The organism is Micromonospora sp. KLBMP9576, from assembly GCF_050941805.1.
Classification (GTDB): Bacteria; Actinomycetota; Actinomycetes; order Mycobacteriales; family Micromonosporaceae; genus Micromonospora.
Map to the genome: position 1 here is coordinate 213,038 of NZ_CP194567.1, position 23,181 is coordinate 236,218.

Genomic DNA, 23,181 nt, shown 5'->3' on the forward strand with positions numbered 1-23,181 from the left:
CCCACCACCACATTCGCTGAACCCGCCAGGAGGGGAAGCATGTCCCGTGTCCAGCTCGCCCTGCGTGTCTCCGACCTCGAAGGCTCCGTCGCCTTCTACGCCAAGCTGTTCGGCGTCGAGCCGGCCAAGCGCCGCCCCGGCTACGCCAACTTCGCCGTCGAGAACCCGCCGCTGAAGCTCGTGCTCCTGGAGGGCGAGGCCGGCCAGCCCACCGTCATGGACCACCTCGGCGTCGAGGTGTCCAGCACCGACGAGGTCAACGCCGCCACCAGCCGGCTCGCCGACGCCGGCCTGATCACCCTGGAGGAGAACAGCACCGAGTGCTGCTACGCCCTCCAGGACAAGGTCTGGGTGCGCGGCCCCGGCAACGAGCCCTGGGAGGTCTACACCGTCAAGGGCGACTCCGACCAGCTTCAGAAGGTCACCGAGAGCGGCTGCTGCACCCCGGCGACCACGCAGCAGCCGGCCACCGAGGGGACTGCCGCAGTCTGCTGCTGACCGGTGGCTCGCGCGCCCGCTCCCGATTCAGGGGACGGGCGCGCCGGCCTGGCGACCACAGGGCTCGGGCACCGCCCATCGGGACGCCCTGCGCCTCTCAGCCTGGAGATCTCCAGGGCCCTTGAGGGACCTGCGGCTACGCGATGGCCCGCGACGAGTCGTTCCACCTGCCGGAAGATCACCGCTAAAGCGCACTGTGGCTGCCCTCCGGCAGGCGGGGTGGCAGCAGGTTGGGGCGTAGCGCATCAGTCAAGGATGGAGGGGGCGAGTTCGACGACTTGCAATGCGACGCATAGTGACCCGCCGAGAACTCCCAGGGTTGCCAGCGCGCGGCAGAAGAGCGGTGTGTCTGCGCGTAAGCCGAAAGGGCCGAACACAATGCCGGCGGCTCCCGCAATCGCCGGCCAGGATCAGCCACGGCCACACCGTGTTAGATGAGGCAGCTCCTGCATGCAGAAGCGCCGACCGGCGTTTCCGCTGATCGGCGCTTCAGTAGCCCGGCGAAAGGCTATGTGGCCAGGGGCGGGGTCGAACCGCCGACCTTCCGATTTTCAGTCGGACGCTCGTACCAACTGAGCTACCTGGCCGTGTTGCTCGGCTCATGCTACCCGCACGACGGGTGCTCCGCCGGGAGGGTCACATGCCCCGATACGCAGAATGCCGCGCGAGGCGCGGCATTCTGCGCTGGCGGTCCTGACGGGACTTGAACCCGCGACCTCCGCCTTGACAGGGCGGCGAGCACTCCAACTGCTCCACAGGACCTAGCTTTGTTGCCTCCGGCCGAAGCCGGACCGTGCCCCCAACGGGATTCGAACCCGTGCTACCGCCTTGAAAGGGCGGCGTCCTGGGCCGCTAGACGATGAGGGCGGCCCCGCCATCATTGCACACTCGCAACTTCAAGCGGACTTGCTCCCATCCGGCCCCGCCGGAGGCTTGGATAGCTTACGTGATGATCGGCCCCACGACCAAACCGGTGTGACCGATGGCCGCTCGGACCCACGAAACCGCAGGTCAGGGCCGTTATCGGGGTGGGGCGACGCCGTAGCGGCGCTTCAGGTCAGCGATCAGGTGCGGGCTGGCGGCCAGCGTGGCCGCCCGGTCGCCGCCCCCGTCGTGCAGCAGCACGACCGAACCGGGCCGGGCGGCGGCGCGTACCCGTTTGGTGATCGTCGCGGCGGTCGGCTTGCTCCAGTCCCGCGGGTCGACCTCCCAGTGCAGCGACCGCATGCCGAGCTGCCGGGCGACCGTCACCACCTCGCGCGTCCACCGGCCGCCCGGCTGCCGGTAGAACGGCACCTTCGCGCCCGGCACCGCCTCCCGGATCGCCTCGTTGGTGCGGTCGAGGTCCCGCCGGATCTCGGCGACCGGCCGCCGGGCGAGGTCCAGGTCGTGACGCCAGCTGTGGTTGCAGAGCTGGTGCCCCTCCCGCACGATCCGCCGGATCAGGTCGGGGTGCCGCCGGGCCTTGGTGCCGAGCACGCAGAACGTGGCGGTGACCTTGGCCGCCCGCAGGCGGTCGAGGATCTGCGGCGTCCAGGTCGGGTGCGGCCCGTCGTCGAAGGTCAACGCCACCGTCCGTACGCCGGTCTTGCGCCGCAGCCCCGCCGGCAGCCTGGCCGGCAGCGGGCGGACCAGGGCGGGTGGAGTCGGTCGTGGGCCGACCGACGGCGTCGGCTCGGGCGGCAGCGGTGCCGAGGCGACGGGACTGGGACCGGCGGCCCGCCCGTCGGCCGGGGTGCCGTCGCCGCAGCCGCCGAGGAGGAGCAGCAGCGGCAGGGCACAGGCCAGTACGGCGCGTGGGCGCATCGTTCGCTCCCGGAGGGGGTCGGGTTCGACGGACACCCGACGCTAGTGGAGCCGTTCCCTCCCGACGCCCCCGCCCCCGGGGCGCCGCCGGTCGGGTGCGGCCGACCACGGGCCCGTTCGCCGCCGGTCGGGTGCGGCCGACCACGGGCCCGTTCGCCGCCGGTCGGGTGCGGCCGACCACGGCCTCCGGTCGCCCGTCGGCCGGGTCAGTCCGCCGTGGCCTGGTCCAGCGAGTCGCGTACGGCGAGCGCCAGCGAGACCGCCTCCGTGAGGTCGACCGGCCGCACCACCCCGGCGGGCAGCGAGTCGGCCAGCCACCCCGGCCCGGCGGCGAGCACCAGCAGCGGCCGGCGGGGCGCGGCGAGCAGGGCGTTGAGCTGGGCGGGGTCGGCGGTGACCCGGGTGTGTGACCAGATCACCACGGCGGCCGGCCCGGTCCGGCTGACGGCCTCCAGCAGGGCCGGCAGCGGCACCCGGGCCCCGAGCATCCGGTAGCCGACGCCCGCCTCGGCGAGCGCCGCGGCGAGCGCCTCCAGGGGCAGCGTGTGCTGCTCCTCGTCGGCGCAGGAGAGCAGGATGCGCGCCGGTCCGGCGGACGCGCCGGCCCGGGAGGCCACCGCGAAGGCCTCCGACACGCAGCGGGACATCAGGTGCTCGACCTCGACCAGGCCACCGGTGGCGGCGTGCCGTTCCCCGATGCCGAGGAGCACCGGGCGCAGCAGCCCGTCCCAGGTGGCGATCACGCCGCCCGCCTGGACGGCGTGGGCGATCGTCTCCCCGATCGCCCGCGCGTCCAGCCGGGCGGCGGCGCGGGCCAGGCCCCGGGCCGCGGGTCCGGCCCGACCGACGGGGATGGTGGTCCCACCGCCGTCGCGACCACCGACGGCCCGCACCCGCGGGCGTACGCCGGCGTCGGCGGTCGGGGCGTCCGGTGCCCGGCGGGCCCAGCGGGCCGCCTCGGCCGGGGTGACGCCCTGGGCGGTGAGCCGTCGCATGATCTCCAGCCGCGCGAGGTCGGCCGGCGTGTAGCGCCGGTGCTGCCCGGGGACGTGCTCGCTGGGGCCGAGCCCGTAGCGTTGGTGCCAGGTGCGCAGGGTGGTGACGGCGACGCCGAGCCGCCGGGCGACGGCTCCCGCGCTCAGCGCCTCATCGGCCACCCGACCGCTCCGACGCGTCGTTCGCCGGCGGGCCGGACGAGGTGCCGGCGGGCCCCGGCTGGCCGGCGGTGGGCCCGGCGGCGCGCAGCAGCCGGTCCACCACCCCGCCCAGCCACGGCGCGTACGCGCGCGGGTCGGCGTCCAGGTCGGCGGCCAGCGCGGCGGGGTCTACCCAGCGCAGCTCGGCCACCTCGTCCGGGTCGGGTCGCAGCGGGGTGCCGGGCCGGAACTCGCCCCGCAGGACGTGGTCGTACTCGAACTCCACCCGGCCGGTGGCCGGGTCCTCGGCGTAGTAGACGTACACCCCGACCTCGGTCAGCTCGACCGGGTCGGCGCCGAGCTCCTCGCGCAGCCGGCGGTTGGCGGCGTCGTCCAGGGATTCGCCGGGAAGCGGGTGGCCGCAGCACGCGTTGGCCCAGCGCAGCGGGAAGCGGGTCTTCACCGGGGCCCGCCGTTGCAGCAGCACCCGGCCGTCGGGGTCGACGAGCAGCACCGAGAAGGCGCGGTGGAGCTGGCCCGGGGGCTGGTGGGCGACGGAGACGGTGGTCTCGCCCCGCGGCCGACCGGTGTCGTCGACGAGCTCGACGAGATGGTGCTCGCGGATGGTCACGGCAGGTGTCTCCCAGGTCCGAGAGGGCGGGCCATCAGGCTCCCCCGGTGATGCGGCCGGCGGCGAGCTTGCCGGAGATGAGCACCATCGGCACGCCGACGCCGGGTTGGGTGCCGGAGCCGACGAAGACGACGTTCGACAGCGTCCGGTGCAGGTTGGACGGGCGGAACGGGCCGGTCTGGAAGAGGTTGTGGGCGGCGGCGAACGGGGTGCCGGCGGCTATGCCCTGCTCCGCCCACTCGGCCGGGGTCACGGCCCGCAGCACCTCGACGCCGGCACCGAAGCCGACGTAGCCGCGCTCCTCGAGGGTCGCGACGAGCTGGTCGGTGTAGCGGCCGGTGAGGTCGCCCCGCCAGTCGAACGGCGCCCGTTCGAGGTTGGGCACGGGGGCGAGCACGTAGTAGGTGTGCCGCCCGGCGGGCGCCACCGACGGGTCGGTCCGGCTCGGGTTGGTGACCAGCAGGGACGGGTCGCTCATCAGCTCGCCCCGCCGGATGACCTCATCGAAGGTGCCCTTCCAGGACCGTCCGAAGTGGATGTTGTGGTGGGCGATCTTGCCATATTCCTGCGTCGACCCGACGTGCAGGACCACGCAGGACGGGGAGTAGGTGAGCCGGCGCGCGCGGGCGGGCGGCAGCAGGTCGCGGTAGGCCACCGGCAGGTCGGGGTTGAGCACGACCACGTCGGCCGGGATCAGCTCGCCGTCGGCGGTCAGCACGCCGGTGGCCCGGCCGTTCGCGGTCTCCACCCGGGTCACCGTGGTGTCGTACCGGATCTCGACGCCGTGCTTCTCGGCGGCGCCGGCCATGCCCCGGGAGACCGCGTGGATGCCGCCGCGCGGGAAGTAGACCCCGGCCACCGAGTCGAGGTACGCGATGACCGCGTAGATGGCCAGCGCGTCGTGCGGCGCGAGGCCGGCGTACATCGCCTGGAACGAGAAGATCCGCTGGGTGCGGGGGTCCCGGAAGAACTGGTTGATCTTCGTCTGGAGCCGGCGGAAGGCGCCGCCCGCCAGCAGCTTCAGCAGGTTGCCGGTGAGCAGGTCGGTGGGCGCGTCGAGGTTGCGCTCGATGAAGTCGGCGCGTTCCCACTGCCAGAGCTTGCGCGCGTAGTCGACGAAACGCAGGTAGCCGTCTGCCTCGCGGGGGCCGCAGACCCGGGCGATCTCGGCCGCCATCCGGGTGGTGTCGGTGATCACGTCCATCGTCGACCCGTCCGGGTAGTACGCCCGGTATGCCGGGTCGAGCGGGGTGAGGTCGAGCCAGTCGTCCAGCTCCTCGCCCACCGCGGCGAGGGCCTCGGCGATCAGGTCGGGCATGGTGAGCACGGTGGGCCCGGTGTCGAACTCGTAGCCGTCCACGCTGAGCCGACCGGCCCGGCCACCCGGCACCGGCTCGCGTTCCAGCACGGTCACCTGCCGACCGCTGCCCGCCAGGTGCAGCGCGCAGGCCAGCCCGCCCAGACCGGCGCCGACGACGACCACCCGGTCCGTACGCCCGTCAACGGTGCGCACGCGACCACCTCCTCGTTGCGAAGTTGCCCATCATGCCCGCCGGTTGGTGGCGGCGGTGGCGAGACCGGTCAGCGCTGTGCGCGTGGTCTCGTCGATCGACACGGTGTCGAGCGCGTCCAGCGCCTCGGCGACCCGGTCGGAGATCATGCGCTCGACCCGGTCGACGGCCCCGGTGTCGGCGACCAGCTCGGCGAGGCGGGCGACCTGCGCGTCCCCCGCGCCGACGCCGAGCTGCCCCAGCGCCCGCCGCTGGCTCGGCGTGGCGAGCTGCCGGGCCAGCGTGAGCAGCACGGTCGGCTTGCCGGTGCGCAGGTCGTCGCCGGTCGGCTTGCCGGTGGTCGCCGGGTCGCCGTAGACGTCGAGCAGGTCGTCGCAGAGCTGGAACGCCTCCCCGACGGCGAGCCCGTAGCGCGTGTAGGCGGTGGTCAGCGGTGCGTCGCCACCGACGCCGGCGAGGCGGGCGCCGAAGAGCAGCGGTCGCTGCACGGTGTAGCTCGCGGTCTTGTAGCGGGCGACGCGCAGCGCCCGGTCGACGGACCAGTTGGCCGCGTCGCTCTCGCCGAGCACGTCGAGGTACTGCCCGGCGATCGTCTCGACGCGCATCTGGTCGTAGCAGCGGCGCACGTGCAGCAGGCGGGCCGGGGGGACCGTGGCCCGCGCGAGGAGCCGGTCGGCCCAGACCATGCAGAGGTCGCCGATCAGCACCGCGACCGTCTCGCCGAACCGATGCGGGTCGCCCCGGTGGCCGGCGGCGGCGTGCCGGGCGGCCAGCGACACGTGCGCGGTCGGCCGGCCCCGCCGGGTGGCGGAGGCGTCCATCACGTCGTCGTGCACGAGGGCGAAGGTGTGCAGCAGCTCCAGGGCGGCGAACGCCGGCAGCACCGCCGGCAGCGGCTCCGCGCCGCCGGCCGCGCCGCGCCAGCCCCAGTAGGCGAACGTGGGCCGGACGCGCTTGCCGCCGGCCAGCACGCAGTCGCGCGCCGTCGCGGCGAATCCGCCCATCGCCGAGTCGATCTCGGCAAGTGCGTCGACCTCGTCGGCCAGGAAGGCGGCGAGGGTTTCCTCCACCGCCGTGACCAGGTCCTTCGTGTACGCGGCCAGGACCGCGCGGACCGGGTCGTCCCCGTGGGCGGCCCGGCCGGCGGGGGCCACGCGGAGCGAATTACCCGCAACTGCGTCGTTGGCCATGCGCCCGAGCGTACCCTAGGCTCTACGAGTTGCGTCGATTTGTGCGTCGATTGTTGAGGAGGGCCGGTGGACACCGATCTCACCGCTGCCTATGACCGCTGCCGTGAGCTGCACAAACGGCACGGCCGCACCTACTATCTCGCCACCCGGCTCCTACCCGCCTGGAAACGGCGACATGTGCACGCCCTGTACGGATTCACGCGCTACGCCGACGAGATCGTCGACCGCACCGAGGAACTGCCACCGGCCGAGCGTGCCGTCCGACTCGACGACTGGGCCGGCCGCTTCGTCGCCGGACTGCACGGCGAACCGGTGCACGACCCGCTGCTCCCCGCCGTACTGCACACCATCGCCGTCTTCGATCTCGACCGGGACGACTTCGCGTCGTTTCTCAAGAGCATGGCGATGGACCTGACAGTCACCTCGTACCGGACCTACGACCACCTGCTCGACTACATGGAGGGCTCGGCGGCGGTGATCGGCACCATGATGCTGCCGATCCTGGGCAGCTCGGACCCGGCGGCGGCCCGGGAGCCGGCCCGCCAGCTCGGCTTCGCCTTCCAGCTCACCAACTTCATCCGGGACGTGGCCGAGGACCTCGGCCGGGGGCGCACCTACCTGCCCGACGAGGACCTGGCGCGCTTCGGCGTCACCCGCGCGGACCTGCTGGCCGCCCGGGCGGCCGGACGCGGCACCGCCGCCATCCGGGAACTCGTCGCGTACGAGGTGGCCCGCGCCCAGGCGCACTACGCCGCCGCCGCCGCCGGGATCACCCTGCTCACGCCCGCCTCGCAGGCGTGCATGCGCACCGCGTACGCGCTCTACGGCGGCATCCTCGACGAGGTGGCCGCGCGCGACTACGACGTCTTCGTCGCCCGGGCGCTGGTGCCGCAGCGCCGCCGGCTGGCGGTGGCCGCCCGTGCCCTGCTGACCCCGGCTGGCACGCCCGTGGTGATCCCCGGGCCCGCCCTGCTGCCCGGCCCGGTGGCCGTGCCCGACCAGGCCCGCCCGACGACCGCCGACCGGTCCGGCCCCGTCCACGACCAGTCCGGCCCGACGGTCCACGACCGGTCCCGCCCGACCGCCCCCGGCCGCTCGTGACGGATCAGAGGCAGGAGTGCAGGGCGTCCACCAGGGCGTCGACCCGGTCGTGCTCGGCCAGGTGCGAGGTGGCGTAGGCGAAGGTGTAGCCGCGTACGGGATCGGCCCAGGCGGCGCTGCCGCCGATCCCGCCCATGCCCCAACTGCCGTCCTCCTCCGACTGCATGCCGAGCGTCCACCGGGTCCGCCGACCCAGCAGCAGGTCGTCGCCGTCGTACTGGACCCGGGTCGCCTCGGCCACCAGATCCCGGCTGAACAGCCGTACGCCGTCGAGGACGCCGCCGGCGAGCAGGCCAGTGTAGAGGCGGGCCAGGGCGCCCGCGGTCGAGTGCAGGTTGACGGCCGGCACCTCGGCGCCCCGCCAGAGCGGGCCGTTGACCACCGCCACGTCCAGGCCGCCGGGCGGGTTGTCCAGCGCCCGCGCCCAGAGCGAACCCGGCTCACCGGCCACCCGCTCCGGCCACCCCGCATCGCCGTACCGCAGCTCGGCGCAGCGCCGCTGATCCGCCTCGCCGAGGCCGAAGCCGAGGTCCAGCCGCCACGGCCCGGCGATCTCCTCGGCCAGGAACCGGCCCACCGACCGCCCGTCGACCCGCCGCACCAGCTCGCCCACCAGATGCCCGTACGTCCAGGCGTGCTCGCCCGCGACGGACCCCGGCGGCCACTCCGGCTCCGCGGCGGCGAGATCGGCGCAGAGCAGGTCCCAGTCGGCGACGGCGGCGGCCGGCCGGGGCACCGGGAAGGCCGGCAGCCCCGCCGTGTGCGCCAACACGTGGCGGACGGTGGCCGGGGCACGGAAGCCCGCCCAGTACCCGGCGACCGGATCGTCGAGGTCGAGCCGGCCCCGGTCGACAAGCGCCAGCAGGCAGAGCGCGGCGACCGGCTTGGCGACGGAGTAGACGTTCACCAGCGTGTCCGGCCGCCACGGCCGCCCCGGTGACCGTTCGCCGCCGAAGACATCGACGACCGGCTCGCCGTCGTACCAGATCGCCAGCCCGGCCCCGGTCTCCCGACCGGCGGCGAGCAACTCGGCGAAGCAGTCGTGGACGGCGGAGAAGCGTGCGCGCATCCGGCCACCGTAGGAGACGGGCGCGCCGGGTGGGCAGCGGATTTTCGGGCCGACCGGCTGGCCGGCCGTCGGGTGGTACGCGATGCTGGCGGAATGGCGGAGGCGGAACTGGTGGACGTGGTCGTGGTCGGGCTCGGGGTCGGCGGCGAGGAGGTGGCCGGGCGGCTCGCCGAGGCGGGGCTGAGCGTCGTCGGCGTGGAACGCGACCTCGTCGGCGGCGAGTGCCCGTACTGGGGGTGCATCCCGAGCAAGATGATGATCCGGGCGGCCAACGCGATCGCCGAGGCCCGCCGGGTCGACGGACTCGCCGGCAGCGCCCAGGTCCGGCCCGACTGGGCGCCGGTAGCGAAGCGGATCCGCGACGAGGCCACCGACACCTGGGACGACACCGTCGCGGTCGAACGGTTCACCGGCAAGGGCGGGCGGTTCGTCCGGGGCAGCGCCCGGCTCGACGGCCCCGGCCGGGTCCGGGTCGGCGAGCGGGTCTTCCAGGCCCGGCACGGGATCGTGCTCGGCACCGGCACCAAGCCGTCCGTGCCGCCGATCGACGGGCTGGCCGACACCCCGTACTGGACCAATCGGCAGGCGATCGAGGTCGAGGAACTGCCCGAGTCGCTGCTGGTGCTGGGTGGCGGGGCGATCGGGCTGGAGCTGGCGCAGGTGTTCGCCCGGTTCGGCGTCCGGGTCACCGTGGTCGAGGCCCTGGACCGGGTGCTCGCCGTCGAGGAGCCGGAGGCGTCCGAGGTGGCCGCCGCCGCGCTGCGCGCCGACGGCGTGGAGATCCACACCGGGGTGCGGGCGGAACGGGTGAGCCACGACGGGCAAGGCTTCACCCTGCACGCGACGGGCGGGACGACGCTCACCGCCGAGCGGCTGCTGGTGGTCACCGGTCGCCGGGCCCACCTGGACGAACTTGGTCTGGACACCGTCGGGGTGGACGCCGGCCGACGCTACCTGCCCGTCAACGACCGGTTGCACGTCACCGCGGGGATCTGGGCGGTCGGCGACGTCACCGGCGAGGGCGCGTTCACCCACGTCGCGATGTACCAGGCGGGAATCGTCGTCGCCGACGTGCTCGACCACGCCCGGCGCGCCGACGGCGGGGCCGACCCCAGCGGCACCGCGAGCGTGCTGGGCGGGGCGGCCGGCGCGGTCAGCGCACTCGGCACGACCGGGTCGAGCGGCTCCGCCGGCTCCGTGCCCCGCGCCGACTACCGGGCGCTGCCCCGGGTGACCTTCACCGACCCCGAGGTGGGCGCGGTCGGCCTCACCGAGCGGCAGGCTCGCGAGCGGGGCGTCAACGTGCAGGTCGGCCTCGCCGCGCTGCCGTCGTCGGCGCGGGGCTGGATCCACAAGAGCGGCAACGAGGGCTTCGTCAAGCTCGTCGCGGACGCCGACCAGGGGGTGCTGATCGGTGCCACCTCCGTCGGGCCGGCCGGTGGCGAGGTGCTCTCCGGGCTGGTGGTGGCGGTGCACGCGGCGGTGCCGCTCGCCCAACTCCGGCACATGATCTACGCGTACCCGACCTTCCACCGGACGATCGAGGACGCGTTGCGCGACCTGTCCTGACGGTGCCGCCGCACGGTGGGACGACAGCGGGAAGCCGTCACCCGGGAGCCGGCAGGTCGCTGCCGTGCCGGCCTTCGCCGGCGGCGAACCGGGCCGCCCCGGCCAACGCGTCGACGGCCAGCGATGCCATCCCGTACGCCAACTCCGCCTCCAACGCCGCCGGCTCCGGCAGCCCGGCGCCCGCGAGCACCGCCGCCCGGTCGTTGCGCAGGCAGGCCTGCGGGTGCCGGGCGATCTCGGCCGCCAGCCGCTCGGCCGCCGCCCGGGATCCACCCGGCGCGACCAGCCGGTTGACCAGGCCCATGCCGTACGCCTCCTCGGCCGGCACCGCCCGCCCGGTGAGGATCAGGTCCAGCGCCCGGCTCTCGCCGATCAGCCGGGGCAACCGGACCGTCCCCCCGTCGATCAGCGGCACCCCCCAGCGGCGGCAGAACACCCCGAGCACCGCGTCGGACTCGGCGACCCGCAGGTCGCACCAGAGCGCCAGCTCCAGCCCACCGGCCACCGCGTGACCGGAGATCGCGGCGATCACCGGCTTGCTGAGCGTCATCCGGGTCGGACCCATCGGGCCGTCGCCCTGCGCCTCGACCCGGTTGCCGCTCGGGGTGCCGATGGCCTTCAGGTCCGCCCCGGCGCAGAACGTGCCGCCGGCCCCCCAGAGCACGGCCACCGCCGCGTCCGGGTCGGCCTCGAAGGCACGGAAGGCGTCGGCCAGCGCCCGGGCCGTCGGCCCGTCGACCGCGTTGCGGGCCGCCGGGCGGTCCAGGATCACCGTGGTCACCGCCGCGGCACGTTCGACGCGTACGCCCATCGGGACAGCATGCCCCCGGCGGTGCCCGGGGCGCCAGGGGTGCCGGTGCGGGTGGCACGCCCCGAGGTGTCCCGTTTTCGCTGCGGCTGGGGCCTCGTCGCGTACCGCCGTCCTTTCGTCACCGCCGACCGGTTTGGGCTGGCCGCTGCCGGGAAGTCGGTACGCGTGCGAGCACTCTTGACGAAGATCGAGCAGGCGTCCGGCCTGGACCGGTTCGGCGACCGGTTGCAGCGCGCCGTCCTGTCCACCCTCCGTCCACGGCGGGTCCGCGACCTGCTGCACGGCGTCTGGCTGGGCCACCCGCTGCACCCGGCGATGGTGCAGCTTCCGGTCGGCGCCTGGATCAGCACGGCGGTGCTGGACCTGATGCCGGGGCAGCGACGGGCGGCCACCACCCTGTGCGTGGTGGGCACCGTCAGCGCCCTGCCGGCGGCGGTGGCCGGCCTGAACGACTGGGCGGCACTGGCGCGCGACCAGCGGCGGGTCGGCCTGGTGCACGCCGCCTCCAACAGTGTCGGCCTGGCGTTCTACGCCGGCTCGGTGGCCGCCCGGATGACCGGTCGGCACACCCTCGGCCGCACGCTCGGCTTCCTCGGGCTCTCCGCCGCCGGCATGGGGGCGTACGTCGGCGGGCACCTGGCGTACAAGCAGGGCGCCCAGGTCAACCAGAGCGTTTCCGAACTGCACCGGATGAGCGACGGCTGGCACCCGGTCGCGGACCTGGCGGCACTGCCGCAGCGCAGCATGGTCACCCGGGAGGTCGACGACGTCTCGGTGATCCTCTACCGACACGGCGACGACGTGACCGTCATGCTGGAGCGCTGCCCGCACCAGAGCGGGCCGCTCGGCGAGGGCGAGGTGCGGGAGATCGACGGTCACGCGTGCGTGGTCTGCCCGTGGCACGGCAGCGCGTTCCGGCTCAACGGCGGCGAGGTCGTACGCGGCCCGTCCGGCAACGACCAGCAGATCCTGCCGACGAGGGTCGTCGACGGCGTCCTGGAGACCCGCCTGCCCTGACCCGCCCGGCGCCCCCGGTCCCGCTGCCGACCGCGAGGCCAGGATCTCCTGGACCCACCGGACCCCCGGTCACCGGGGCGGGCACGGCGGGTCGGGTCGTGGGGCCGGCTGGTTCCGGTGGGCGGTCAGGGGCGGCGGTGGCGGCCGGTCGGGTGGTCGGCGTCCGCGCTGTCCCGGCCCGTCGCGACGGCGTGGGCCCGCGCGGTGCCGGCGGCCCTCCCGTTTCCCGTGCCGCCGGTCGCCGTGGTGCCGCGGCGGGCAGCGGCCGTGCTCCGGCCCGATCCGGCCGGTACGGGGACCGGGCGACGACGCCGGCCCAGGATCGCCCCGATCTGCGCGCCGACGATGCTCGCGACCGCCAGGACGGCGGAGACCGCGAGCGGCCGGTTGATCCGGTCGGGTTCCCCGGCCCGGGCGGCTCCCACCGTCACCGTCGGGACCTCACCGGCGTTCGCGTCCGACGGCGGTGGGGCCGGGACCCCGGCCGGCTCGCCGGGCGGCTGCGGCGCGGCCCGCCCGGGTGCCGGTTGCGGGGCCGGCCGGTCGGACGCGGGCGGGGCCGGGCGGGCGACGAGGCGGCCGGTGGCGTGCCGACGGGCGCCCCCGTCCTCGGCCTCCCCGGGAAGCCTCAGCAACTGGCCCGGATGGATCCGGTCCGGGTCGCCGAGCCGGTTCAGCTCGGCCAGCTCCCGGTAGTCGGCGAACTCGTCCAGGTAGCGTTCGGCGACGGTGCCCAGGTGGTCGCCCCGGGCCACCCGGTAGACCGCCACGCCGTCGTCCGGGCCGTCCGTGGCGGCCGAGCCGGTCACCGCCGGCACGGAGTACGCGAGCGGTGCCGGCCGGGTGGTCTCCAGGCCTCTCGACGCGGTCGCCGCCTGGGCGTACGGGCCGGCGTACGCCGCCGCGCTGGCCGCCGGACTGACCGTCAGGATCAGCGCGACGGAACCCACCAGCGCGGCGGCGGCCCGCTGCTGGCGGCTCATCCCCGGCAGCCGGGGCGCCGGCCGGCGCAGCGCCTGCGCGCCCAGCTCGACCAGCACGGAGAAGGCGAACGTGGCCCAGCCGAACCAGCCAGCCAGGGCCAGCGCCCGCAGGAACAGCCGACCGTCGTCGCGGCTGGTCAGCGTCGAGCCGACCTCGGTGAGGGTCGGCAGGTGATCGGGTAACGGGTTGCCGGCGAGGGCGAGCAGCGCCACCGGGGCGCCGAACAGCACCGCGCAGAGCACGACGAGCGCCCCGAACCCGGCCAGGATACGTCCGGTCCGCCGTACGGCGGACCGCCCCGATGCGGCCATGGCTGCCTTCCCTTCCTACGGTGCCCCGGTGAGCGGTCGAGCGGTCGCCTCGCCGGAGACGGTGACGGTCTCGTCGAAGCCGAACAGGCCGAGCATGGATCTGCGGTAGGCGACGGTGACGCGTACCCGGATCCGGGTCTCCCCGTCGACGACGGGGAAGCGGACGGTGTGGCCGGCGGCCCCGGCGGCGGCGAGGTAGCCGGCGACGGCCCGGCGGGCCTGGGGGCGGTCGATCCGGGTCGGCCCGCCCTCGATGGCGGTGGCCCGGTCGATGGCCTGGCCGCCGGCGCGGGCGGCCTCGGCCGCGAGGTTGTCGGCCCGCTGCAACGTGCGCAACTGACCCGCACCGTCGAAGGCCAGGCCGATGACGGCGAGGACGCCGACCATCGCCACCGCGAGGAAGATGCTGACCCGGCCCTGGTCGCGGCGGCCCCCGCCGGGGCGCCGTGGTGTTCGAGCGTGGGTTCCTGCACCCGGCCCGGTCGACACGTCCATCACCCACCTCCCGCACCCGGGTGCGCCGCCGGACCCGCCGGGGTGGTGCCGGGGCCGAGGGCTCTGCTGCGGTAGCGGTCCAGCGGTGACGTGAAGCTCGCCGACACCCGCTTGCCGGCGGGCATTCCCGGCAGGACGGCCAGGCGCAGGTCGCGGAAGGACACGGTGCAGGCGATCCCGACGGTCACCGAGGCGTCCTGCCCCGCCGGGCTGCGGAACGCGGCGTCGAAGCTGGTCGGGGTGCCGCCCACCGTGCCGCTGAAGGTGACCTGCGGGGTGCCGGCGCAGTCCAGGCCACGCCAGTCGAGCTGCCGGCGGGCCGCGTCCCGGGCCTGCACCCGGGCGGTGCGGGCGTCGCGGGAGATCGAGGCCGCCCGGGCGGCGTCGTGGGCGGCGGTGTCGATCGCCTCGGCCGCGACGGCGGTACGGCCGGCGACGCCGGCCAGCACGATCAGCGCGACGAAGGCCGGGGCGAGCACCGCCACCTCGATCGAGACAGAGCCCCGCTCGGCGCTCACGGGGTGGTCCACCGTTCCACAGTCCCGTGGGCGGTCTGACGCACCGGGAAGCTGACGCCGGGCACGACCGACAACGAACGCCCGCCCACCGTGCAGGTCACCTCGGTCGTGGTGGTCTGGCAGCTCGGGCCGGGGTCCTCCCAGCCGACGAGCCAGCCGCCGGCGGCCCGCAGGAACCGGGTGGCACGGGCCTCCCCGGCCCCCGGGGGCGCCTGGTGCAGCCGCTGCGCGTTGACCGCGCTCTGCGCGGCGTTGAGCGCGCTGGCGCGGGCCACGAACCAGGCAGCGGTCTGGATCGAGGCGAAGAGCAGCACCAGGATCACCGGCAGCAACACCGCCAGCTCGACCGGGTTGGCGCCCCGGTCGAGCCCACCGGCCGTAAGCCGCCTGGCGGCGACCAGGCCGGCGGGCCGGGCGACGGTGGCCGCCCGGCGCTCCGGCGCGTAGTCGTCCCGGCCCACGGATCAGGGGGCCGCAGGGCCCGGGATCCGGCCCATCCAGTTGTTGGCGGCGGCGAGGGCGGCGGCGGTGACCGCCAACGCGACGGTGACCAGACCGAAGATGATCACGGCGGTGGGGACCGGACTGTCGCCCCGCTCGCCGTCGTGACGCAGTTCGGCCAGGCGGGCCCTCAGCGCGACATGCAGATAGACGATTACGGACACGACGTACTCCTTCTCTCGGCGGATCACAGGCGGGCGATGAACGGATAGATGGCGAAGCCGAGCAGGACGAAGACGAGCAGCGAGCCGGGGATGTCGAGCCGGCTGGTCACCCCCTCGGCACGGGCCAGGTTGTCGGTGCGGATCTGGTCGCGCAGCGAGTCGGCGCGGCTGCGCAGGGTCTCGTGCACCTGCGCGCCCTCGCTCCCGGAGGAGCTCATGATCGCGCCCACGTCGCCCAGCTCCGGGATGCCGATGCGCTCCGCGAGATCGCGCAGCTCGTCCCACGGCGAGTGCATCTGCATCTGGGCGATCCGCAGGGACTCCGAGACGCGGTCGAAGACCCAGCCGTCGCAGACCGCCGCCGCCCGCTCCAGCGACTGCACCGGCCCGTGCGCGGCGGAGAGTTGCAGGGCGACCAGATCGAGGTAGGTGCAGACCGCCTGGCGGAACTCGTCGCGCGCCTTGTCCGCCCGGTCCAGCACCGAACGGTGCGCGACCAGGGCACAGAGCAGCGCCAGCCCGAGGCTGCCGACCACGGGCACGACCACCGGCAACCGGACGCCGACCGCGAACAGTGCGGCCCCGAGCAGCGTCGGCGCGGCGAGCCCGATCAGCGCCGAGAGCAGCATCGACAGGGCGTACTGCTCGGGGCTGCGGTCGATCAGGGCGAGCTGCCGGTGCGGCGGACGCAGCCAGCGCGACGCCCCGGTGAGCCACTCCAACCGCCTGTCGGCGGGAGCCGCGAGCTGCCCGCCGCCCGGCGGCTGGTGCAGCCGGCGCAGCGCGGGCCCGAGCGCGGGAGTGGCCGGCACCAGCTCGCGTACCACCAGGAACGCGCCCAACCCCACCGCCGCCCCACCACCGACCCCGACCGCGAGCTGCCAGTTGAGGATCACGGGACCGGCCTTTCGTTCGCGACTGCGGGGCTCGCAAGCTCACTCCTCGCGCTCACGGGACCGGCCTTTCGTTCGCGACTGCGGGGCTCGCAAGCTCACTCCTCGCGCTCACGGGACCGGCCTTTCGTTCGCGACTGCGGGGCTCGCAAGCTCACTCCTCGCTCTCACGGCAACACCTCCTGCGGGTCCGGGGAGGGCAGGAACCGCGCCGGGCGGCGGGGCTGGCTCATCGACCGCACCCAGGCCAGCAGGCCGACGAAGGCCGCGCCGAGCGCCGCCATCACGAGCTGCCCGAAGGGCGTGCCGTACGGGCGGACGTACTCGGTGTTGAGCAGCCCGTACGCGACGGTGGCCAGGGTCATCCCGGTGAGGAAGCGGACCGCGAAGCGGGGCTGGGTGCGCTTCGCCTCGATCTCCCGGCGGGTCGCCACCTCGGCGGCCGCCGCCTGCGCGATCGAGCCGAGCACGTCGCCGAGGCGCTCGCCCCGGTCGGTCACGTGCAGGATCAGCGCCGCGACGACCTGGTCGCAGACCGGGTCGCCGATCTCGTCGGCGAAGGCGAGCAGCGCGGTACGGGCCAGCCAGCCGGCCTGGAGGCGGGCGGCGAGCAGCCGTACCTCCTCCTGGATCTCGTCGGGCGCGGTGCCGACGGTGCCGACGATCGTCTGCTGGAGACCCTGGCCGGTGGCGGAGACGTCCTTGAGCCGGCGGGTCCACTCGCCGACCGCCTCGATGCGGGCGATGGCCCGCTGCTCGGCCTTGCCGACGGAGAACAACCACGGGGTGCCCGGGACAGCCACCGCCACCAGCAGGCCCACCACCGGCAGGCCGGTGACCAGGAACGCCAGCGCGCCCGCGACCAGGGCGCCGCCCAGCATGGCCCGGTGGGTCCGCTGTTCGCGCGGGGTGGCGCCCCGGCCGTTCCACAGGTGGGCGGGTGACCGGCCCACGCCCGGCCTGCCGGGCGGCCGGCGGGTGCCGACCACCGCGACGACCACCAGCAGCAGCCCCGCCACGCAGGCCGCCCCGGAGACCACCGCGACGAGTTCGACGCTGTCCAGCACCGGCGTCACCGCCGCCCGAGCCGGGTCTGCCGGGGTCGCCGCCACGCGCCGGTGCCGGCCTCGATCCACCGGCTGAGCAGCCGCGCGTCGTAGCCGACCCGCAGGAGTTGGGCGCGGATCCGCTCGGGCAGGTGCCGGGGTACGGCCCGCCCGTCCGGCCCCGGACCGAACACCTGGGTGGTGACGATCCGGTTGCCGTCGCCGACGCCGATCACCTCCTCGACGTGCGAGACGAAGCGGTGCTTGCGCCCGCCGATGGCGGTCTCGTCCTCGATCGTGACGTAGACGATCAGGTCGAGCGCGTTGCCGGCCATCCGGCGGGCCTGGTCGACGGTCATCTCCCGGCCGTGCGCGAGCGCCAGCTCGATGATCCGCTCGCTGACCCCGGCGGGCGTACGCGCGTGGATGGTGCACATCGAGCCGCGGCTGGTCGTCATGGCCTGCAACATCGGGACGATCTCCCGGGACCGGACCTCGCCGACGATGATCCGCAGCACGCCCATCCGCAGCGAGACCGGGATCAGGTCGGCGATGCTCACCTCGCCGGCCGGGCGGCCGTCCGCCCCGCGCTCGCCGTGCCCCTCCCGGGCCTCGAAGCTCATCACCGCGCGGTGCTTGAGCCGGCGGCGGGCCGGCAGCAGCTCCCGGCTCTCCTCCAGCAGCACGTACGGCTCGTCGGCCGGGATCTCGTCCATCAGTGCCCGGATGACGGTGCTCTTCCCGGCCCCGGCGAGACCGGCCACCATGATGTTCAGCCCGGCGCGCATGGACGCGCGGAGGAAGTCGCGCACCAGCGGGTCGATCATCTCGTCCAGGTCGCCCCGGGCCCCGGCGATGTCGTCGAGGCTGACGTCCAGCGTGTTGTGCTTGCGGATCACCGCGTACGGGCGGTGGCTGACCAGGAACACCGCCGCCAGCCGGCTGCCGTCGGGCAGTTGCAGGTCGAGGGTGGGCTTGGAGGTCGACAGCGAACGCTCGGTGGCCCCGGCCCGGCGGGCCGCAGCCTGGAGGATCTCCACCAGCTCGTCGTCGCTGTCGGCGATCGGCTCCCGCCAGTCGACGCCGCCGCCGTGCCGGGTGACGCGCACCTGGTCGCAGCCGAGGATGTGCACCTCCTCGATGGTGTCGTCGACCAGCAGCGTCTGGAGCCGGCCGAGCCCGGCCAGCTCGGCGGTCACCTGGTCGAGCAGGAGCCGCTCCTCGCCGGCCACCATCGGGGTGCCGGCCCGGCGCACCGCGTCGGCGTACTCGGCCACCACCGTCACGGCGAGCCGGGCCCGTTCGGTGTCCTCCTCGTCGACGGTGAACTCCCGGCCGCGCTGCCACAGGGCGAGCCGCTCGCTGAGCTCCCGGCGCAGCTCGCGTACCACCTGGAAGTCGACCCGGGGCCGGGGTGGCGGCTCCGGCGGTGGCGTCGGCTCGGTGACCGACGGCGCCGCCGGCAGGGGCTGGTGGTGCCGGCCGTTGAGCGGGGTCAGCGGCGGCGCGGTCGAGGTGGCGCCGGGCGGCGGCCGGCGGGGGTCGCCGGAGACGGGTTCAAACCGCATCCGGCACCCCCTGCGACACGGGCCAGGCCAGCCGGGCGTGCCGGCGCTCCAGCAGCGCCCCGACGGGCACCTCCAGGGCACCGGCCGCGCGCATCAGGGGCCGCCCGGCCCGCACGGTGCCGCCGAGGCCGAGCACCTCCGCCGTACGCGGGTCGTGCGGCAACCGGGCGATCACCGGCAGCCGTAGCGCCTTGCTTACCTCGCCGTTGCCGTGCCCGTCGCCCACCAGCAGCAGGCGCAGGGTGCCCGGCGGTACCCGATGCTCGGTGAAGTCCCGCGCGATGGCCTTCGCCATGGCCCGTGCGCCGGAGAGGTCGGGCAGCCGGGCCCGGCTGACCAGCAGCACCACCGAGGCGGCGCGCAGGATCGGCCACGGTGCGCCGACGACGTGCAGCCGCCCGCAGTCCACCACCACGTCGTACGGCGGGTCGCCGTCCCCCAGGGTGCCGAAGAAGTCGGTGAAGCGCTGCCAGAGCGGGGTGACGCTGCCGGCCTGGGCGGGGTCGACCACGCCGGGCAGCAGCAGCCGTTCCCGTTTCGGCGCGTCCAGGTCGACCAGTTGGGACCAGAACGCCGACTCCAGGTTGCCGTCGCGCAACTCGCCGACGGCCAGCTCGCCGATGCCCCGGGGGCCGTCCAGCGCACCGCCCAGGTAGCCGGCGAGGATCGACCCGCCCGCCGGGTCGCACTCGGCCAGCACCAGCCGCCGGTGCCAGGTCAGGGCGCAAGCCAGGGCGGCGGTGGTGACGCCCGGGGAGCCCTTCGCCGACACCAGCGCGATGATCGCCATGGTCAGGCCGCCTCGGTCAGTACCACGGCGATCCGCTCCTGGCGGGACAACGCGACGACGGCCGGGACGTCCCGCACCGCGATCGCCAGGTAGACCACCACCTCGTTGTTGTTCTCCGTGGTGACGGTGTCGACGACCGTCGCCTCGAACCGGGTGGCGGCGCCCGCCGGCCGGTCGTCGTTGCCGCCCGGTGTGCTCACCAGCAGGACCTTGTCGCCGGGGTGCAGCCTGCGGGCGGGCACCTCGGCGGGGCCCAGGCCCAGTGCGAGCTGCTGCTGGCCGGGCCCGAGCAGCGGATCGTCGGTGAGCTGGGCCATGGTCAGCAGCGTGCCGGGGGTCAGCGCCACGGCGGCCCGCTTGCCGACCACCTCGTCGAGCCGCCCGGCGGGCACCGGGGACAACCCCTGCCCGCCGGCCACCCGCACCGGGGCCAGGTCGTCGGCGCTGACCTGCCGGCCGACCTCGACGGGCCGGGCCACGGCCAGGTAGCTGCCGGCGGCGCGTACCGAGGTGACCGCGAAGGCCGAGCCCAGCCCGCCGAGGGCGATCAGCAGCACGGCCAGGCCGAGCAGCCCGGGTCGCATCCGGCGCTGCCGGAGCACCCTGGGCGGGGCGACCGGCGCGTCGACCGGCCCGGTCCCGTTGCGGGTCACGACACTCACCGGCCGACCTCCGTTTCGTGGCTGCTCACTGGGCAACCACCTGTAGTTCGTTGATCCGGACCGGGACCGTCCCCGTGGTCCGGGTGAGGGGGATGACGCCGCTCTGGCCGCCGCCCTCCCAGGTCACCGTCCAGTACGTCGTGGCCCGTACCCGGTAGTCGCCGGCCTCGGGGTAGCCGCTGCGGTAGCCGCAGTCGGGGGAGTGCCGCCCGGCGAGCCTGCCGCCGGCCTCGTACGGGGTGCCGGCCCCGGCGCAGGGGACCGTGTCGCCGTTGCCCATGTCCCAGAGGATCCGGTCGAACGTCGCCGTGATGCTCACGGTCAGCCCCCGGTCGGTCTCCGACGCCTGCCGGGTCGGCCCGAAGTACTTCGGATCGTCGCTCCTGCCCCACATCCACACCGGCAGCCCGACCAGCCCGGGGCCGTTGGCGCGGCGGGGGGCGACCGCGATCCGGGGCGCCGCGATAGTGATCTTGGCCAGCGCCCGCCGGGCGAGTTCCTCCGGGTCGGGCGGCGCGCCGAAACCGGGCGGCGGGGCGTCGCGCAGGACCTGGGTCTGGGTGCCGAGGTCCCCGCCGTTGCAGGTGCGCGTATACCACTGCTTGCCCTCGGGGGCCTCCTGCTGTGGCTCGGCGAGCTTGTAGTAGCAGCCGTCGCCGTTGTTGAACCAGCCGAGCACGTTGTCGTAGCACTTGACGGTGCGGCCGTTCCACTGGCACTTGCCGCCGCCACCCCCGCCGCCGGAGTCGCCACCCCCGCCGTCGTTTCCACCGCCGCCCGGGTCGCCGGGCGTGCCGGGGTCGTCGTCCCAGACGCTGCAGTCGCTCTGCCCCGGCGGGCATTGCCCGCCGGGGTCCGCGCGCCCGGCGGCCACCGCGGGCATGGCCGCCCCGAGCGCCAGCAGCAGGGCCAGGCCGGCGCCGGCGAGCGACCACCGGGTCACCCCGCCGCCGGCGGCGCGGGCGTCGTCGCCGGTGGGGGTGCGTGGCGTCGCGGCGGTGTGCCGGCCGGCCGCCCCGGGCGGGTCGCCGGGCTCCCGGCGGGTCAGCACGGCAGGTCCTCGTGGGCGGCGCCGGCGTTGATCAGCCAGCGGCCGTCCGGGTAGCGGGTGGCCGTGGCGGTGGCCAGGTGCCGTGTTCCGCCGCTGCCGGGCACGACCCGCCTGTCCTTGGCGTAGACCAGCCGGTAGCCGGTGGCGTCCAGGCAGTCCTGGATCTCCACCGTGGGTGGGCTCGAGTCCAGGCTCACCGAGGTCACGGTGGGATCTGAGACCAACGTGCCGGTACGCATCGCGCCGTGCTCCTTCGCCTCGCGGATGGAGAGCCGAACCCGGGTCAGCAGCGGGTCGGCGAGGAACCGGGAGAGTTGCGGGTGGTGGGGGTCGCTGCGTCCGCTCGCCGTGCGGGAGGCGGCGAGATACCCGGCGTACGCGGTCAGCGCCGCCTTCCGTGCGGCCTGCTCGTCGACGGCGCCGCGGGTGGGGGAGGGCGGGTCGTCGGCGGTCGCCGCCCGGGTGGTCGCCGGTTCGTCGGCGCCGCAGGCCGGGGTCGCGCCGATCGCCGCCATGGCGAGCAGGCAGGTGGTGGTCCATCGGCCGAACCGCCGTCCGCGCACGTCGTGCCTCCTCGGTGGCCACCCGGGCCGGCGTCACGGCCTTCGGGCATGCGGTGGCGCGTCGTCCGGGCCTGCCGGAAAGCTTCACCGCATTTACCGGAGCGGATCTTAAAAATTGCGTTGCGCTGTGTCGCCCCGTCTTTCCGGTGCGGGGTTGCACCGCACCCAAGGGGCGAGCATAGGCTTACGATCGCCGATGCAACAGGGGCAATTCACGCGAACACTGTGAGTGATGACAGGTGGTGGTGGCGGGTGGTCGCGGTGGGCGGGGGCCGGCGACCCGGCGAAGATCGGCGGGTTCGCCGGGCGGCTGTTGGCGCGGTGGGCGAGCCTGGCGGCGGGGATGCCGAAGCGGCGGTCGATGCGGGGGGACGACGCCGGATCTGGTCGGATCCGTCCCCCGGTTCGGCGCATCGCCATTTCTTGAGAATGGGATTCCCGTCTATTCGGGGGCGCCATTCGAATACGCGGTACCGCGCTCTCGGTGCGAGGGTCGCCGGCCCGTCCGCCGGTCACCGGCGTGCGCGGCTGGCACTACCCTGCGTGGTCGGGCTCGCCCCGGTGCTCCGGCTCGCCGTGATCCGGCACGCCGTACCGGCGGGGGTGGCGAGCCGGGCCGCGTGCGAGGCGTGCGAGGCCCCGATCGGGCTGGGTCGGCCCTGGCCGGTGCTGGGTCCGACGGCGCGCTGCGGGCGGTGCGGGGCGCGCGTCGGCCCGGCGCCCGGCGCGGTGGAGTTGGCCGTCGCGGCGGCACTCGGGGTGCTGGTGCTGCTCGGCCTCGCCGGCGGTGCGGGCGGCGGTGCCGGCGGCGGGTGGGCCGGGGGCGGGCCGGCGGTGCTGGCGGCCACCGCCTGGTGGCTGGGCTGGGCCATCCCGCTGGTCTTCGTCGACGTGGCCGTGCACCGGCTGCCGGACCGGCTCACCTGGCCCGCGGCGGCCGGGACCTGGCTGCTGCTCGGGCTGGCCGCCCTCGCCGGAGCCGGCCCGGCGCCCTGGCTGCGCGCCACCGCCGCCGGCGTCGCGCTGGGTTCCTTCTTCGCCGCCACCACGCTGCTGCTCGGCCCGCGTGGCTTCGGCCTCGGCGACGCCAAGTTGGCGCTCGGCGTCGGCGCGCTGCTGGGCTGGCACGGCTGGGCCGTCGCGGTGTGCGGGCTGCTGCTCGCCCTGGTGCTCTCGGGGCTGGTCAGCGCAGCGCTGCTGGCCACCCGCCGCGTGGGTTGGCGCAGCCACCTCCCCTTCGGGCCGTTCCTCGTCCTCGGCGTCCTCGGCGCCCTCCTCCTGCCCTGACCCTGTTTG

General features: G+C 75.1%; 23 protein-coding genes, 3 tRNA genes and 1 pseudogene. 5 read left to right on the forward strand and 22 right to left on the reverse strand.

The window, feature by feature from the left end:
* Nucleotides 1-39: 39 nt before the first annotated feature.
* A complete protein-coding gene (locus ACQ452_RS01035) occupies nt 40-498 on the forward strand; it encodes an ArsI/CadI family heavy metal resistance metalloenzyme (protein WP_433389140.1) in 459 nt (152 codons plus the stop codon).
* Nucleotides 499-1,011: 513 nt separating this feature from the next.
* On the opposite strand, the gene ACQ452_RS01040 is transcribed toward ACQ452_RS01035, so the two are convergent.
* From ACQ452_RS01040 to ACQ452_RS01075, 8 genes are all read right to left on the reverse strand, one after another.
* Nucleotides 1,012-1,085, reverse strand: a tRNA-Phe gene (locus ACQ452_RS01040).
* Between the two features lie 98 nt (nt 1,086-1,183).
* A tRNA-Asp gene (locus ACQ452_RS01045) sits at nt 1,184-1,260 on the reverse strand.
* A gap of 32 nt (nt 1,261-1,292) precedes the next feature.
* Nucleotides 1,293-1,365: transfer RNA gene (locus ACQ452_RS01050), tRNA-Glu, on the reverse strand.
* A 153-nt stretch (nt 1,366-1,518) separates the two neighbouring features.
* Nucleotides 1,519-2,304, reverse strand: coding sequence for a polysaccharide deacetylase family protein (locus ACQ452_RS01055; protein ID WP_433389141.1), 786 nt, complete (start codon nt 2,302-2,304; stop codon nt 1,519-1,521).
* A 206-nt stretch (nt 2,305-2,510) separates the two neighbouring features.
* Complete coding sequence (locus ACQ452_RS01060; RefSeq protein WP_433389142.1) at nt 2,511-3,461, reverse strand: MerR family transcriptional regulator; 951 nt, start codon at nt 3,459-3,461, stop codon at nt 2,511-2,513.
* A complete protein-coding gene (idi, locus tag ACQ452_RS01065) occupies nt 3,451-4,071 on the reverse strand; it encodes an isopentenyl-diphosphate Delta-isomerase (RefSeq protein ID WP_433389143.1) in 621 nt (206 codons plus the stop codon). Before idi ends, ACQ452_RS01060 begins: the two co-directional genes overlap by 11 nt.
* A 34-nt stretch (nt 4,072-4,105) precedes the next feature.
* A complete protein-coding gene (gene crtI, locus ACQ452_RS01070; RefSeq protein WP_433389144.1) occupies nt 4,106-5,584 on the reverse strand; it encodes a phytoene desaturase family protein in 1,479 nt (492 codons plus the stop codon).
* A 30-nt stretch (nt 5,585-5,614) separates the two neighbouring features.
* Entirely contained in the window at nt 5,615-6,772 is a 1,158-nt protein-coding gene (locus ACQ452_RS01075) for a polyprenyl synthetase family protein (protein WP_433389145.1), read from the reverse strand.
* A 66-nt stretch (nt 6,773-6,838) separates the two neighbouring features.
* Between ACQ452_RS01075 and ACQ452_RS01080 the strand changes: the two are divergent.
* Nucleotides 6,839-7,744, forward strand: a pseudogene (locus ACQ452_RS01080) (phytoene/squalene synthase family protein); the annotation flags it as partial.
* 133 nt (nt 7,745-7,877) lie between these two features.
* Here ACQ452_RS01080 and ACQ452_RS01085 read toward each other — a convergent pair.
* A complete protein-coding gene (locus tag ACQ452_RS01085; RefSeq protein ID WP_433389146.1) occupies nt 7,878-8,942 on the reverse strand; it encodes a serine hydrolase domain-containing protein in 1,065 nt (354 codons plus the stop codon).
* Between the two features lie 93 nt (nt 8,943-9,035).
* On the opposite strand from ACQ452_RS01085, the gene ACQ452_RS01090 reads away from it, so the two are divergent.
* Complete coding sequence (locus ACQ452_RS01090; RefSeq protein WP_433389147.1) at nt 9,036-10,511, forward strand: dihydrolipoyl dehydrogenase family protein; 1,476 nt, start codon at nt 9,036-9,038, stop codon at nt 10,509-10,511.
* 37 nt (nt 10,512-10,548) lie between these two features.
* Here the strand turns inward: ACQ452_RS01090 and ACQ452_RS01095 are convergent, their stop codons facing one another.
* Entirely contained in the window at nt 10,549-11,322 is a 774-nt protein-coding gene (locus ACQ452_RS01095; RefSeq protein WP_433389148.1) for a crotonase/enoyl-CoA hydratase family protein, read from the reverse strand.
* A gap of 165 nt (nt 11,323-11,487) precedes the next feature.
* On the opposite strand from ACQ452_RS01095, the gene ACQ452_RS01100 reads away from it, so the two are divergent.
* On the forward strand, nt 11,488-12,339 hold the full coding sequence (locus ACQ452_RS01100; RefSeq protein WP_433389149.1) for a Rieske 2Fe-2S domain-containing protein: 852 nt from the start codon (nt 11,488-11,490) through the stop codon (nt 12,337-12,339).
* A gap of 125 nt (nt 12,340-12,464) precedes the next feature.
* Here ACQ452_RS01100 and ACQ452_RS01105 read toward each other — a convergent pair whose 3' ends face one another.
* From ACQ452_RS01105 to ACQ452_RS01160, 12 genes are all read right to left on the reverse strand, one after another.
* Nucleotides 12,465-13,634, reverse strand: coding sequence for a LysM peptidoglycan-binding domain-containing protein (locus tag ACQ452_RS01105; RefSeq protein WP_433389150.1), 1,170 nt, complete (start codon nt 13,632-13,634; stop codon nt 12,465-12,467).
* Between the two features lie 15 nt (nt 13,635-13,649).
* A complete protein-coding gene (locus ACQ452_RS01110) occupies nt 13,650-14,021 on the reverse strand; it encodes a hypothetical protein (protein ID WP_433393922.1) in 372 nt (123 codons plus the stop codon).
* 107 nt (nt 14,022-14,128) lie between these two features.
* Complete coding sequence (locus ACQ452_RS01115; protein WP_433389151.1) at nt 14,129-14,659, reverse strand: TadE/TadG family type IV pilus assembly protein; 531 nt, start codon at nt 14,657-14,659, stop codon at nt 14,129-14,131.
* The gene (locus ACQ452_RS01120) at nt 14,644-15,048 is read right to left on the reverse strand and encodes a TadE/TadG family type IV pilus assembly protein (protein WP_433393924.1); all 405 of its coding nucleotides are present in this window, start codon (nt 15,046-15,048) and stop codon (nt 14,644-14,646) included. Before ACQ452_RS01120 ends, ACQ452_RS01115 begins: the two co-directional genes overlap by 16 nt.
* Before the next feature lie 63 nt (nt 15,049-15,111).
* Nucleotides 15,112-15,312: a hypothetical protein gene (locus ACQ452_RS01125; RefSeq protein ID WP_433389152.1), complete on the reverse strand. Its 201-nt coding sequence runs from the start codon at nt 15,310-15,312 to the stop codon at nt 15,112-15,114.
* 23 nt (nt 15,313-15,335) lie between these two features.
* Nucleotides 15,336-16,205 carry a type II secretion system F family protein gene (locus tag ACQ452_RS01130; RefSeq protein WP_433393926.1) on the reverse strand — a complete coding sequence of 290 codons (870 nt, stop codon included), beginning with the start codon at nt 16,203-16,205 and terminating at the stop codon, nt 15,336-15,338.
* A gap of 167 nt (nt 16,206-16,372) precedes the next feature.
* The gene (locus ACQ452_RS01135; RefSeq protein ID WP_433389153.1) at nt 16,373-17,317 is read right to left on the reverse strand and encodes a type II secretion system F family protein; all 945 of its coding nucleotides are present in this window, start codon (nt 17,315-17,317) and stop codon (nt 16,373-16,375) included.
* Nucleotides 17,278-18,819, reverse strand: coding sequence for a CpaF family protein (locus ACQ452_RS01140; RefSeq protein WP_433389154.1), 1,542 nt, complete (start codon nt 18,817-18,819; stop codon nt 17,278-17,280). Before ACQ452_RS01140 ends, ACQ452_RS01135 begins: the two co-directional genes overlap by 40 nt.
* A complete protein-coding gene (locus ACQ452_RS01145; RefSeq protein ID WP_433389155.1) occupies nt 18,809-19,609 on the reverse strand; it encodes a ParA family protein in 801 nt (266 codons plus the stop codon). The genes ACQ452_RS01140 and ACQ452_RS01145 overlap by 11 nt, the downstream gene beginning before the upstream one ends.
* 2 nt (nt 19,610-19,611) lie before the next feature.
* Nucleotides 19,612-20,271 carry an SAF domain-containing protein gene (locus ACQ452_RS01150; RefSeq protein WP_433389156.1) on the reverse strand — a complete coding sequence of 220 codons (660 nt, stop codon included), beginning with the start codon at nt 20,269-20,271 and terminating at the stop codon, nt 19,612-19,614.
* 25 nt (nt 20,272-20,296) lie between these two features.
* Complete coding sequence (locus ACQ452_RS01155; protein WP_433393928.1) at nt 20,297-21,154, reverse strand: hypothetical protein; 858 nt, start codon at nt 21,152-21,154, stop codon at nt 20,297-20,299.
* Nucleotides 21,155-21,315: 161 nt separating this feature from the next.
* Nucleotides 21,316-21,837 carry a hypothetical protein gene (locus ACQ452_RS01160; RefSeq protein ID WP_433393929.1) on the reverse strand — a complete coding sequence of 174 codons (522 nt, stop codon included), beginning with the start codon at nt 21,835-21,837 and terminating at the stop codon, nt 21,316-21,318.
* 591 nt (nt 21,838-22,428) lie between these two features.
* Between ACQ452_RS01160 and ACQ452_RS01165 the strand changes: the two genes are divergently transcribed.
* Nucleotides 22,429-23,172: a prepilin peptidase gene (locus ACQ452_RS01165; protein WP_433389157.1), complete on the forward strand. Its 744-nt coding sequence runs from the start codon at nt 22,429-22,431 to the stop codon at nt 23,170-23,172.
* The last annotated feature ends 9 nt before the right edge of the window (nt 23,173-23,181 follow it).

Coding starts and splice junctions, on each gene's coding strand:
- ACQ452_RS01035 (WP_433389140.1), top strand. CDS start 40: ATGTCCCGTGTCCAGCTCGCCCTGCGTGTCTCCGACCTCGAAGGCTCC.
- ACQ452_RS01055 (WP_433389141.1), bottom strand. CDS start 2,304: ATGCGCCCACGCGCCGTACTGGCCTGTGCCCTGCCGCTGCTGCTCCTC.
- ACQ452_RS01075 (WP_433389145.1), bottom strand. CDS start 6,772: ATGGCCAACGACGCAGTTGCGGGTAATTCGCTCCGCGTGGCCCCCGCC.
- ACQ452_RS01085 (WP_433389146.1), bottom strand. CDS start 8,942: ATGCGCGCACGCTTCTCCGCCGTCCACGACTGCTTCGCCGAGTTGCTC.
- ACQ452_RS01090 (WP_433389147.1), top strand. CDS start 9,036: ATGGCGGAGGCGGAACTGGTGGACGTGGTCGTGGTCGGGCTCGGGGTC.
- ACQ452_RS01095 (WP_433389148.1), bottom strand. CDS start 11,322: ATGGGCGTACGCGTCGAACGTGCCGCGGCGGTGACCACGGTGATCCTG.
- ACQ452_RS01105 (WP_433389150.1), bottom strand. CDS start 13,634: ATGGCCGCATCGGGGCGGTCCGCCGTACGGCGGACCGGACGTATCCTG.
- ACQ452_RS01110 (WP_433393922.1), bottom strand. CDS start 14,021: ATGGTCGGCGTCCTCGCCGTCATCGGCCTGGCCTTCGACGGTGCGGGT.
- ACQ452_RS01140 (WP_433389154.1), bottom strand. CDS start 18,819: ATGCGGTTTGAACCCGTCTCCGGCGACCCCCGCCGGCCGCCGCCCGGC.
- ACQ452_RS01145 (WP_433389155.1), bottom strand. CDS start 19,609: ATGGCGATCATCGCGCTGGTGTCGGCGAAGGGCTCCCCGGGCGTCACC.
- ACQ452_RS01155 (WP_433393928.1), bottom strand. CDS start 21,154: ATGCCCGCGGTGGCCGCCGGGCGCGCGGACCCCGGCGGGCAATGCCCG.
- ACQ452_RS01160 (WP_433393929.1), bottom strand. CDS start 21,837: ATGGCGGCGATCGGCGCGACCCCGGCCTGCGGCGCCGACGAACCGGCG.